The sequence below is a fragment of the Sodalis sp. RH24 genome (assembly GCF_047324145.1).
Classification (GTDB): domain Bacteria; phylum Pseudomonadota; class Gammaproteobacteria; order Enterobacterales; family Enterobacteriaceae; genus Acerihabitans.
In genome coordinates this window covers 349,827-362,105 of sequence record NZ_CP178729.1, presented here as the reverse complement: position 1 = coordinate 362,105, position 12,279 = coordinate 349,827, and the positions used below count along the sequence as shown (strand labels likewise).

The 12,279-nt window shown below is 59.5% G+C and carries 11 protein-coding genes; 5 read left to right on the top strand and 6 right to left on the bottom strand.

Going from position 1 to position 12,279, the window contains the following annotated elements; translation table 11 throughout:
- Positions 1–46 precede the first annotated feature (46 nt).
- The gene (locus ACL2XG_RS01620; protein ID WP_413723047.1) at positions 47–1,693 is read left to right on the top strand and encodes an ABC transporter substrate-binding protein; all 1,647 of its coding nucleotides are present in this window, start codon (positions 47–49) and stop codon (positions 1,691–1,693) included.
- Between the two features lie 5 nt (positions 1,694–1,698).
- Here the strand turns inward: ACL2XG_RS01620 and ACL2XG_RS01615 are convergent, their stop codons facing one another.
- The 3 genes from ACL2XG_RS01615 to sodC form a co-directional block, all read right to left on the bottom strand.
- Complete coding sequence (locus tag ACL2XG_RS01615) at positions 1,699–2,337, bottom strand: hypothetical protein (protein WP_413723048.1); 639 nt, start codon at positions 2,335–2,337, stop codon at positions 1,699–1,701.
- Positions 2,337–2,684: a type II toxin-antitoxin system prevent-host-death family antitoxin gene (locus ACL2XG_RS01610; RefSeq protein WP_413723049.1), complete on the bottom strand. Its 348-nt coding sequence runs from the start codon at positions 2,682–2,684 to the stop codon at positions 2,337–2,339. Before ACL2XG_RS01610 ends, ACL2XG_RS01615 begins: the two co-directional genes overlap by 1 nt.
- Positions 2,685–2,876: 192 nt before the next feature.
- The gene (sodC, locus tag ACL2XG_RS01605) at positions 2,877–3,401 is read right to left on the bottom strand and encodes a superoxide dismutase[Cu-Zn] (protein WP_410014665.1); all 525 of its coding nucleotides are present in this window, start codon (positions 3,399–3,401) and stop codon (positions 2,877–2,879) included.
- A 295-nt stretch (positions 3,402–3,696) separates the two neighbouring features.
- Between sodC and ACL2XG_RS01600 the strand changes: the two genes are divergently transcribed.
- Positions 3,697–5,334 (top strand): ABC transporter substrate-binding protein, encoded by a 1,638-nt coding sequence (locus tag ACL2XG_RS01600; protein WP_413723050.1) that lies wholly within the window; start codon positions 3,697–3,699, stop codon positions 5,332–5,334.
- 95 nt (positions 5,335–5,429) lie between these two features.
- Here the strand turns inward: ACL2XG_RS01600 and ACL2XG_RS01595 are convergent, their stop codons facing one another.
- Positions 5,430–5,588 carry a DUF3309 family protein gene (locus ACL2XG_RS01595; protein ID WP_410014663.1) on the bottom strand — a complete coding sequence of 53 codons (159 nt, stop codon included), beginning with the start codon at positions 5,586–5,588 and terminating at the stop codon, positions 5,430–5,432.
- Positions 5,589–5,725: 137 nt separating this feature from the next.
- Positions 5,726–7,858: a phosphate acetyltransferase gene (pta, locus tag ACL2XG_RS01590; protein ID WP_413723453.1), complete on the bottom strand. Its 2,133-nt coding sequence runs from the start codon at positions 7,856–7,858 to the stop codon at positions 5,726–5,728.
- Positions 7,859–8,107: 249 nt separating this feature from the next.
- Between pta and ACL2XG_RS01585 the strand changes: the two genes are divergently transcribed.
- Genes ACL2XG_RS01585 through ACL2XG_RS01575 form a run of 3 tightly spaced genes read left to right on the top strand, consistent with a single transcriptional unit; the run spans position 8,108 to position 11,217 of the window.
- Complete coding sequence (locus tag ACL2XG_RS01585) at positions 8,108–8,416, top strand: PTS sugar transporter subunit IIB (protein ID WP_410014662.1); 309 nt, start codon at positions 8,108–8,110, stop codon at positions 8,414–8,416.
- An 8-nt stretch (positions 8,417–8,424) separates the two neighbouring features.
- Complete coding sequence (locus ACL2XG_RS01580; RefSeq protein WP_413723051.1) at positions 8,425–9,735, top strand: PTS sugar transporter subunit IIC; 1,311 nt, start codon at positions 8,425–8,427, stop codon at positions 9,733–9,735.
- 42 nt (positions 9,736–9,777) lie between these two features.
- Positions 9,778–11,217: a glycoside hydrolase family 1 protein gene (locus ACL2XG_RS01575; RefSeq protein WP_410014660.1), complete on the top strand. Its 1,440-nt coding sequence runs from the start codon at positions 9,778–9,780 to the stop codon at positions 11,215–11,217.
- A gap of 27 nt (positions 11,218–11,244) precedes the next feature.
- On the opposite strand, the gene ACL2XG_RS01570 is transcribed toward ACL2XG_RS01575, so the two are convergent.
- Positions 11,245–12,264: a LacI family DNA-binding transcriptional regulator gene (locus tag ACL2XG_RS01570; protein WP_413723052.1), complete on the bottom strand. Its 1,020-nt coding sequence runs from the start codon at positions 12,262–12,264 to the stop codon at positions 11,245–11,247.
- Between the last annotated feature and the right edge of the window lie 15 nt (positions 12,265–12,279).

Below are 12,279 nucleotides of genomic sequence, written 5' to 3'. Positions count from 1 at the left end.
ATGAGGCTTGTGCTTTTGGCGGACAGCCATTATTCGGGGATATGATATGAAGCCGGGATTAGATCACCTATCAGGTAAAGGAACAAAGACCAATACGGGACGTCCGTCGCCGGCAATAGTGACGCTGGCGGCATTGGCGCTGGCCGTCAGCGGCGCGGCGTCGGCCAAAACGCTGGTGTTCTGCTCGGAAGGCTCGCCGGAAAACTTTAACCCGCAGCTGTATACCTCGGGCACCAGCGTGGATGCCAGCGCGGTGCCGGTTTATAACCGGCTGGTGGATTTCAAGACCGGCACCACCGAGCTGCAGCCCAGCCTGGCCGAAAGCTGGGATATCAGCGCCGACGGCAAGATCTATACCTTCCATCTGCGCCAGGGCGTAAAATTCCAGGGTAACAAATACTTTAAGCCCACCCGTGATTTCAACGCCGACGACGTGATTTTTTCGTTTATGCGGCAAAAGGATAAGCAGCATCCTTACCACAATGTGTCCAACGGCACCTATGCCAATTTTGACAGCCTGGAGTTCGGCACGCTGCTGACCGCCATCGACAAGGTGGACGATCACACCGTGCGCTTTACCCTTGCCCATGCCGAGGCGCCGTTCCTGGCCGATCTGGCCTGGTATTTCGCTTCGATACTGTCAAGCGAATACGCCGACGCCATGTTAAAGGCCGGCACGCCGGAACGGGTGGATAGGGATCCCGTCGGCACGGGACCGTTCCAGCTGACCCAGTATCAAAAGGATTCGCGCATTCTGTTCAGCGCCTTCCCCGACTATTGGCAGGGCAAGGCCAAGCTTGACCGTCTGGTCTACGCCATTACCCCCGACGCCTCGGTGCGCTTCGCCAAGCTGGAAAAAGGCGAGTGCCAGGTCATGCCGTTTCCCAATCCGGCCGATCTGCCGCGCATGCGCGACAATAAAGATATTACGCTTATGCAAAAAGCCGGGCTTAACACCGGTTTTCTGGCCTTTAATACGCAAAAGCCGCCGCTTGACAACGTGAAGGTACGCCAGGCGCTGGCCATGGCCATTAACAAACCGGCGATTATCGCGGCCATCTTCCAGGGCACCGGCACCGCCGCGAAAAATATCCTGCCGCCGGGGGTCTGGAGCGCCAAAGAAGATCTGCGCGATTATGATTTTAACCCGGACCAGGCCCGCGCCCTGCTCAAGGACGCGGGGTTCCCCGACGGCCTGACCATCGATCTGTGGGCGATGCCGGTACAGCGGCCGTATAACCCCAACGCCCGGCGCATGGCGGAAATGATCCAATCCGATTGGGCGAAAATCGGCGTCAAGGCCAATATCGTCACCTATGAGTGGGGCGAGTACCTGAAGCGGGTCAGGAGCGGCGAGCATCAGGCGGCGCTGATGGGCTGGACCACCGCCACCGGCGATCCGGATAACTTTTTCGGCCCGCTGTTTTCCTGCACTTCGGCCAACGGCGGTTCCAATTCGGCCAGATGGTGTTACGCGCCGTTTGATAAATTGATTACCGAAGCGCGCGCCAGCAGCGACCATAACCGGCGCATCGCGCTTTACCAGCAGGCGCAGGACATGATGCACGAGCAGATGCCGGCGGTGATGATTGCCCATTCAACCATTTTTGAACCGGTGCGCAAGGACGTCACCGGCTACGAAATCGACCCCTTCGGCAAGCATATTTTTTATCAGGTGGACGTCAAGCAATAGCCCCTTCACTCCGCCAGTTCCATAGCCGCCTCCAGGAGCGGCCGCGCCCAAGCCGGAGTGGCGCTCAACGCCCGGGCATCATCGGCCGGGGGAAATACCATTTTCCCCCGCACCGTTTCAAGCACCAGAGTCGGGTCCGGAATTGCGTCGCCGGGCCTGGCATCCAGACTGTTATCGAAAACCTGCACATGGGCAAGCAACGGCAGCAGCTTTATCAGATTAGCCCGCGACGTGACCCACCGTTCCCGTATTTTCTGGGAGGGTATGGCATGGCCGCCATGACTCACGCGCAGCTGTACGCGCCTGATATGCTGCTCCGGTGATGATAGCCCGCAGAACAGCATGATCACCTCATGCGTTTCGCAGGCCTGGCTCAGCAGCCGTGGCATGGTATTGCCGCCCAGCGTGGTTTCAAAGGCATAGTTGGCGCCCCCGGCGATGGCGGCTTCCAGCCGCGAACGTCCAAAGGTCCATGCCCGGCCGTTCGCCTCGTCAGGCTCCAGCCCCAGTTGGGTCATAAGCTCACGGGCATAGGCATCCGGATTAAACCATGCCAGGCCGTGCTCTGCCAGCAGGCTGCCGCCCACCGAACTTTTGCCGCCGCCGTTAACGCCCGCCAGAACAAAAATAAACGGCCGCGCCATTAGAAGCCCTCGCCCGCCTTGGGCCGCCGTTTCAGCGCCCCCCGCCGCGCCAGCACAGAAGCTACATTCACGGCGGCGTCCGGATTTTCTAGCACCGCCAGCCGTGCATTGAACCTGTCGGTCAGGTCATCCAGTACCGATTGCTCGCGTGCTTTAAGCAGCAGCAAAGAGTGAGTCAATTCACGATAGGTGGCGACATCCAGCAGCACCATTTCCACGGTGGAATGATTGGTAATGGCCAGGGTTCCGCCCTGATGCACCCTCCGCACCACCTCCCCCCATTTGTTTTTCACTTGCGAGGCGTTTGCCTGGGGCAATTCATCGAAATTAAGCAGTTCCGTGATCATGGTGTAATCTCCGCGAGCGGTATGATTTAGCCATTATGGCAAAAACAGCCTTATATAGCCATTCGAGATTGCTCAGGTGATGAAGAGGTGTTTGGGGAACAAACCGGCATAATGGGCAAGACGTCAACCTCGCCATAAGTTCTGCTTGCCCATCATACCCGCCGCACGTTCCCGCGCGGGCTTGCCGGTGGGTTATTTTATCACCGCGCAGGCGACACGGTCGCCGGCGCCGCCGATGGGCTGGCTTTGGTAATCATCAGGATTGGCGTGGATAACCACCGAGGAACCGTCGCCGTCCAGCAGCGCGGGGCGCGGGGTGCCGGGCGTCACCGACACCAGCGTCGAATAGATTTCCGCAAAGGCCTTGCCGTCGGCGCCGGCGTAGATATTGGTCAGGTCGCCCTGATCGTTGGCATTGGCGTTCAACAAACCATGCACCACCGGCATCGCGGAGTGGACATGCCCGCCGGCGTCCTTGAACTTATCTTTGGCATCGCAAACCCCCTTTTCATGGAAATGAATACCGTGCCAGCCGGGAGCAAGCCCCGTGGCCTCCACGCGCATAATCACCCCTTTAGGCGCGTCCGAAAGGGTAATCTTACCCATATCCTTGCCGTCGGCGCCCACCAGGCTTGCGGTATGCACCGCCGGCTGGGGCTGGGCCAACGCCATATTGGCGGTTAAGGCCGTGGCGATGAAAAACACAATACGCCGCATAATAAACTCCTGTAGCAGAACCTGCCGACTGCGGAAGTGCAATGTCGGTCAATGTAGATAAGCGTAGACAGTGAGACGCATATTGTCCTGATTAGCGGCGCTATTCTTGATGTCGGTCATGCCATGCGCACCGCCCGGCATCGCGCCATGCCCCGGCCCGGCACCGGCGGCGGCGTATTTATCCGGCGTTAAGCGCCACGGGGACCAGGCCTGGACGGCGCGCCATGTTGATGGTAGGAATGGTGGAGACTGCCGGACAGACATTATTTATCCGCGACAATAAGGAGGGGGAGGCATGAAGACAACCAGACTGCCGGGCATTACACTGGCGGGATTTACCCTGGGCGCGATGGCCGCGCTGTTGCCGGCCGCCACGGCCCTGGGCGCCGAGGTGCCCGCCGGAGTCGAACTGGCGGCCCGGCAGGACATCGTGCGCAATAACGGCAGCGAGCCGGCTTCCCTCGATCCCCACCGGGTCGAGAGCGATGTGGAATTTAATATCATCAGCGACTTCTTCGACGGACTGGTCAGCCTCGACAGCCACGGCGCCGTGGCGCCGCGCCTTGCCGCCGGCTGGGATAATCCCCGGCCCAGGGTGTGGATTTTTCACCTGCGCCCCGGCATTACCTGGTCGAACGGCCAGCCGATTACCGCCGGCGATCTGGTCTACAGCTGGCGACGCTTAATCGATCCCGCCACCGCCTCGCCTTACGAAAGTTATCTGGTAAGCATGCATGTGCTGAACGCCGCCGAGATCGCCGCGGGCCAAAAGCCGGCGGACAGCCTGGGCGTGCGGGCGCTGGACGACGCCACGCTGCAAATCGACCTCACCCAGCCGGTAAGCGCCTTTCTCAGCATGCTGGCGCATCCGTCCCTGGTGGCGATTAATCCCCGGGCCGTCGCGCAGTTCGGCGATAAATGGACCCAGCCGCAGAATTTTGTCGGCAGCGGCGCCTTCACCCTGGCGCAATGGGTAGTGAATGAAAAAGTGGTGGGTGTCAGGAACAGCCGCTACTGGGATAACCGGCATACCGTGATCAACCGCATCACCTATTTGCCCATCGCGTCGGAAACCGCCGATATCAATCGTTATAAGGCGGGTGAAATTGATATTACCGCGAGCGTACCGCAAACGTTATTCCGGTCGCTGCAAACGGACCTGGGCGCGCAGGTGCATATTTCGCCCAAGCTGGCGGTCTATTATTATGAATTTAATACGCAAAAGCCGCCGTTTAACGATCCGCGGGTGCGGCTGGCGCTTAACCTGGGGCTGGATAAAACCATTATCGCCGAAAAAGTGCTGGGGCAAGGCCAGCGACCGGCCTATCTGTTCAGCCCGGACAACACCGGCGGCTTTGCGCTCACCCCCCCTGTTTACGCCGGCTGGACCCAGCAGCAGCGGGTGGCCGAGGCCAGGGCATTGCTGGCGCAGGCCGGATTTACCCCGGCGCGGCCGCTGAAGTTCTCGCTGTTGTATAACACCTCCGAATCGCACCAGCGCATCGCCATCGCCGCCAGCTCCATGTGGAAAAAAAACCTGGGGGTGGAGGCCACGCTTAACAGCCAGGAATGGAAGAGCATGCTTGACACCCTACACGGGCCTAATTTCGACGTGGTGCGCTACGCCTGGATAGCCGACTATAACGAACCGTCCACCTTCCTCAATAACTACGTCACCAACGACAGCAATAATACGGCAAAATACAGTAACGCGGATTACGACCGGGCGGTAAATAATGCCGCCGCCGCGTCGACAAAAGAGGATCGGGCGCGGTATTACCAGCAGGCCGAGGATATTTTGACCAGAGAATCACCGGCCATTCCCGTTTATCAATATGTCTCGGTAAAACTGGTCAAACCCTATATCGGCGGCTTCCATGAAAGCCCACTGGGATATGTCTACGCCCGGGACCTGTACGTGGTTAAACACTAGCTCCCGCCTCCCCTGCCCCGCGCAAATAAAACGGGGACCTGCGCAAAGCAGGTCCCCGTATACATCCGATAATGATTAAAGCATCGGATTAATTGTTAAATCCTGCCCAATAAGACCAAGATCAGCAGAATGACGACCACCACGCCGAGCAGGCCGCTTGGGTAATAACCCCAGCTGCGGCTGTGGGGCCAACTCGGGAAAGCACCAATTAGCAGAAGTATTAATACGATTAAGACGATTGTTCCGATGCCCATGGAAAACTCCTTTGTTTATTGACTTGCTGTTTCCAGCGCATTTGCCTCGTTCTAAACAGAGTTTACGTCTTATGAAAGAAATGAGCTCAGTCAGAGATAACGTAATGAGTATAGACATCTTTTCGCGTTTGCCCCGGCTAAATTTCAACGGGTGGCGATTGCTGCATGGACTGAATGGCTGTCAGGGCGATGGTATAGACGATATCGTCCACCAGCGCCCCGCGCGAAAGGTCGTTGACCGGCTTGCGCAGGCCTTGCAGCATGGGCCCGATGGAAACCAGCGCCGCTGAGCGCTGAACCGCTTTGTAGGTGGTATTGCCGGTATTCAGGTCCGGGAAAATAAACACCGTGGCCTGGCCGGCCACCGGCGAATCGGGCGCTTTGGTTTTGGCCACATCGGCCATAATGGCGGCGTCGTATTGCAAAGGACCGTCGATCGCCAGATCGGGGCGTTTTTCGCGCGCCAGCCGGGTGGCTTCGCGCACTTTATCCACGTCGCTGCCGGTGCCTGACGTGCCGGTGGAGTAGGAGATCATGGCCACGCGCGGTTCGATGCCGAAGGCCGCGGCCGAGTCGGCCGACTGGATGGCGATGTCGGCCAATTGCCCGGCGTCGGGATCGGGATTGATGGCGCAATCGCCATACACCAGCACCTGTTCAGGCAACAGCATAAAGAACACCGATGACACCAGCGAACTGCCCGGCGCGGTTTTGATCAGCTGCAGCGCCGGGCGGATGGTATTGGCGGTGGTATGCACCGCGCCGGAGACCAGGCCGTCCACGTGCCCCTGTTCCAGCATCAGGGTACCCAGCACGACGTTATCCTCCAGCTGTTCCCGCGCAATCAGCTCCGTCATGCCCTTGCCCTGGCGCAGCGCCACCAGCCGCGCCAGGTAATGTCCCCGCGCGGCGGCCGGATCGATCAAATCGATTCCCGCGCCCAGCGTCACGCCCTGCGCCGCGGCGATACGGCGTATTTCATCGGGGTTGCCCAGCAGCACGCAGCGCGCGATACCACGCTCGGCGCATATCGCCGCGGCCTTGATGGTGCGGGGTTCATCGCCTTCAGGCAAGACGATGCGTTTGGCGGCCCGCCGGGCCATTTCGGTCAGTTGATAACGGAAGGCCGGCGGCGACTGGCGGCGCGGGCGTTCAGAGACGGCGGTCAGGGAGGCTACCCACCCGGCATCGATATAGCCGGCGATATAGTCCTGCAGATTTTCAACGCGCTGATGATCTTCGGCCGGCACCTCCAGGTTGAAGTTTTGCAGGTTAAGCGAGGTTTGCCAGGTATTGGTGTCCACCATCAATACCGGCAGGCCGGTCTGGAACGCGCGCGCACACAGCCGGCCTATCGACGGCGCGATATCATAGCCGCCGGTCAGCAGGATGGCGCCGATGTCCACGCCGTTCATGGCCGCCAGGCAGGCCGACACCAGCACTTCCGGGCGGTCCGCGCAGGTCACCAGCAGCGAGCCGGGACGAAACAGGTCGACCATGCCGGTGAGCCCGCGCGCGCAAAAGGTCACCGAACGCACCCGCCGGGTCTGGATATCGCCGGCGTTGACGATACGGGCGTTAAGGTGATGCGCCATATCGATGACGCGCGTGGCGATAAGCGCCATGCTCCAGGGGATAGCGCCCAGGATCGGCATGGGAAAATGACTGAACGGCGGCAACGCCGCATCGGCGGCGCCGTCCTGGCTGGCCTGGTCGAAGATTTCCGACAGGTCGGGACGGGTGCGGCCCTGTTCGTCCAGCGGCGCGTTGATTTTATTGATGATGACGCCCGCCACGCCGCTGTGTTTGCCTATGCCCGCGCACGCCAGCTCCAGCCGCTCCCGCAGCTGCGCGGTTGTACCGGTTCCCAGCGCGGTGACCAGCACGATTTCCGCGCCCAGCGCCTTGGCGATGTCGTGGTTCAGTTGGTTGGCGAACTGGTGGCGCCGCGTCAGCATCAGCCCCTCGATCAGCACCACGTCCGCCTGTCCCAGGGCGCTGTGATAACGCGCGACGATATCTTCCATCAGGACGTCGCGCGCATTGGATCCCAACAGCATCTCGACATAGCCCATCTCAAGGGGCGGCGCGACGGCAATCGCGGAGTTGGCCCGGATGATGGCGGTGGTCTGGTCCGGCCGGCTGCTGCCGTCGCGCGGCTGGGCAACCGGCTTGAATACGCTCAGGCGTATGCCTTTGCGCTCAATGGCCCGGATCACGCCCAGGGTGACGCTGGTTAATCCGACGCTCAGGTCGGTTGGGATCAACATAATAGTACGTGGCACGGCGCAACCCCCGGCAATATTCTGGAACGCTATTTTCTCCTATTTTGTGTGAGTTATGCCGTGAGGCCGCCGACAGTTGTCGGCATAAGCCGTCTCATGTCACCGATTGCCCCGCCCCGCCGCGGACCGGCCATTGACCGTCATCACAAAACCGCAACCGGTTTCTGAAACCGGTTGCAGAAAAAAAGTCCATCAGGTATTACTCCCTACACCATGTCATAAGAGGGCCGCTGTATGCCAAAGATCCTATTGTGTTGCGCCGCCGGAATGTCCACCAGCATGGTGGTGAAAAAAATGCTGAAAGCCGCTGAAATAAAAGGACTGGACGTCGAAATAAAAGCGGTGGGGCTGGAAGAGTTTGCCGAGCAATTACCCCATTACGATTGCTGCCTGCTGGGGCCGCAGATCAAATATAAGCTCGGCGATTTCAAAATCATCGCCGATGAGCAGCATAAACCCATCGTGGTTATTAACAGTATGGATTACGGCATGATGAACGGCGAAAAGATATTAAACGACACGCTGGCGCTGCTTAACGCCTAGGAGAAACTATGTCCGGAATTAGCGCATCGGTATTTGGCGTCATTGAAAACACCATCAGTCCCATTGCGGGCAGATTATCCAGCCAGCGCCACGTAATGGCGATCAGGGATGGTTTTATTTCCGCCATGCCGTTTCTGATCGTCGGCTCCTTTATGCTGGTGTTCGCGCACCCGCCTTTTTCCGCCACCAGCGATTGGGCATTTGCGCAATGGTGGCTGCGCATGGCGGCGCAATATGAGTCGGTTATCCTCATGCCGTACAATATGACCATGGGCATTATGTCGCTGTTTATTGCCGCCGCCATCGCTTATAACCTGGCCCTCAGTTATAAAATGAACGGGTTTATGGCCGCCATGTTATCGCTGATGGCGTTCATGGTGGTGGCCGCCCCGCAAACCGATAAAATGCTGCCGGTCTCCTCGCTGGGCGGCACCGGGATATTTACCGCCCTGCTGGTGGCGATTTTCGCCACCGAATTAATGCATTTCCTGCAGGTCAGGAATATTGGCTTCCATCTGCCGGAGCAGGTGCCGCCGAAAATACAGCAATCCTTTGATTTACTGATTCCGGTGCTGGCCATATTTTTTACCCTCTATCCCCTGAGCCTGTTTATCCAATCGCAGTTCGGCATGTTGCTGCCTCAAGCCATCATGGCGCTGTTCGGCCCGATTATTTCCGCCGCCGATACGCTGCCGGCGATTTTGATCGCGGTCTTGATCTGCCATTTATTATGGTTTGCCGGCATCCACGGCGCGGTCATCGTCGGCGGCATGCTGCAGGCCTTCTGGCTGACTAATCTTGGCATCAACCAGCAGGAACTGACCGCCGGCCAGCCGCTGACCCATATCTTTATCGAACCCTTCTGGCAGTTTTTTATCGTCATCGGCGGCTCCGGCTCCACCATGGGACTAGTGTTGCTTTATCTGCGCAGCCGTTCCGCCCACCTGCGGTCCATCGGCAAACTCAGCCTGGTGCCCTGCCTGTTCAATATCAACGAGCCGGTGATTTTCGGCTCGCCGGTGGTGATGAATCCGACGCTGTTTATTCCCTTTATCACCGCGCCGCTGATTAACGCCACGCTTGCGTATATCGCCACCCGTACCGAACTGGTTGGCCGGGTGATTTCCATGGCGCCCTGGACGACCCCGGCCCCCATCGGCGCGGCCTGGTCCACCGGCTGGGATCTCCGCGCGGCGCTGCTGGTGGTGGTGCTGCTGGCCGTGTCGACCCTGGTGTATTACCCCTTTTTCAAAATCTATGAACGCCAGCTGCTGGCGCAGGATCGCCCGCTGCCGCAGACCCGGCCGCAGGCGGCATAAGCCGCGCAAAGGTCATCACAATACTCACTGAGGAAGATGGATATGCATTATCAGACGTTGCCCCCTTTTCCAGCGGACTTTCTCTGGGGCGCCTCCACCTCGGCGTATCAGGTGGAGGGCGCCTGGAACGAGGACGGCAAAGGCCCGACGGTGATCGATCGGGCGCAATTCCCGCCGGCGCTGAGCGATTTCACCGTCGCAAGCGATCACTATCACCGCTTTGCCGGGGACATCGCCCTGTTCGCCGAACTGGGGCTGAAGACCTACCGCTTTTCCATTGCCTGGAGCCGGCTGTATCCCGAGGGCGACGGCGAGCTCAATCCGCTGGGTGTGGCCTTTTACCAGCGGCTGATTGATGACATTCGCCGCCACGGCATCGAACCGCTGGTGACGCTGTACCATTTCGATTTGCCCTGGGCGCTGCAGCTTCAGGGCGGCTGGTCGAACCCGCGCACCATCGCGGCCTTTGAACGCTTTGCCCGCACCGCCTTTGCCCTCTTCGGCGATCGTGTCCACTACTGGCTGACGATCAACGAACAGAACATGATGATCCTGAAAGGCGACGTCATCGGTACCCTGCCCCCCGGCACCCCCGATCCGCAAAAGACCCTCTACCAGCAAAACCACCATATGATGCTGGCGCAGGCCAGGGCGATGATCGCCTGCCATGAGCTGCTGCCGGCCGCCAAAATCGGCCCGGCGCCGAATATTTCCTGCGTCTATCCGGCCAGCCCGCGCCCGGAGGATGCGATCGCCGCCAATAATTATTCGTCCATCCGCAACTGGCTTTACCTGGATCTGGCCTGCCACGGCCGGTATAACGCGCTGGCCTGGCGTTTTATGGCGGAAAAAGGCTATCTGCCGCGCATCGCCGACGAGGACATGAACCTGCTTGCGCAGGGGCGTCCCGATTTTATCGCCTTTAATTATTATGCCTCCACCACGGTGGCGGCGGACGTGCCGCGGGAAAACGCCGCCCCGGACAACGCACGCGACATCGAGGATCAACAATTGCCCGGCATGGATCGCGCGGTGTATATCGGCGCCGATAATCCGCATCTGGAACATAATCAGTTCGGCTGGTATATCGACCCGGTGGGATTGCGCGTGACCTGCCGGGAAATTTATGAGCGTTACCACCTGCCGCTGATCGTGACCGAAAACGGCCTGGGCGCGTTTGATACGCTGGCGGCGGGCAACAAGGTGTATGACGATGACCGTATCCGGTATCTCAGCGACCATATACGCCAGCTGCGGTTAGCCCTTGCCGACGGCGTGGCGCTGTTCGGGTATTGCCCCTGGTCGGCGATTGACTTGGTCAGCACCCATCAGGGCATCGGCAAACGCTACGGCTTCGTGTATGTCAATCGCGACGAGCACGACCTGAAGGATTTGGCCCGCTTGCGGAAAAAGAGTTTTTTCTGGTACCAGCGGGTGATTAAAAGCAACGGACAGCGCCTGGAGACGGATATCGGGTATTAAGCCAGCACCCCTTCGCCGGGCGGGCATTTACCGCCCGGCGAAGGGACCGGGAATAACGGAGTCGCGCACCATCAGCCGGCCGCTAAAGGGCTTGAGCGGCGATACCCCCTTGCCGTCAAGTACGTTGACCACCTGCTCCAGCGCGCTTTTAATCATCTGCGCCACCGGCACATGCACGGTGGTCAGCGGCGGATTAAGATACGACGCCACGGGAATATCGTCAAAACTGAGCAACGAGATCTCGCCGGGCACCGCCCGGCCGCGCTCACGCAGCGCCCTGGCGGCGCCGATGGCCATATCGTCGTTGGCGCACACCAGCGCGCTGAAGGCGGCCGCGCCGTCCAGCAGCGCCAGGCAGGCGTTAAACCCGCTGTTTAACGACCATTGACCGGCGGCGAGCAGCGATTCATTCACAGGTATGCCCGCGGCGTCCAGGGCCTGGCGGTATCCCGCCGCGCGCGCGGCGGCGGTGGGCGACCCGGCCGCGCCGGTGATAAAGGCGATGTCCCGGTGTCCCTGCGCGATGAGATACGCCACCGCCTCGCAGGCGTCGCGCTGATGATCGGCGAATACGCAATGCTCGCGGGCATGCGGCAAATCGCGGTTAATCACCAGGAACGGGATATCGTGCCGGGCGATCAGGCCCATCAACTCCGCTTCACCCAGGAAGCTCGGATAGATAATAATGGCGTCGCAGCGGCGATCCAGCAGGAACTGGATCGCTTCAAGCTCGCTGTCGACGCTGTGTTTCCCGTCCACCAGGATAAGCTGCCGGCCGTAGTTTTCGGTCATTTTGGCGGTCTGGTACAACAGTTCGCTGAAATAAGGACCGTTAAACAGGGTGTTGGTGACGATCAGGCCGATACTTTGCGAATTTTTGGTCGCCAGGCTCCTGGCCAGCAGGTTGGGACGGTAGCCGGATTCTTCAATAGCCTTGAATACCCGTTGGCGCGTTGTTTCCTTGACATAATTATCGCCCGACAGGACACGGGACACCGTGGATTTGGAGACGCCCGCCTTGATCGCAACATCCTGCATGGTAATCATTGCAAAACCCTATTC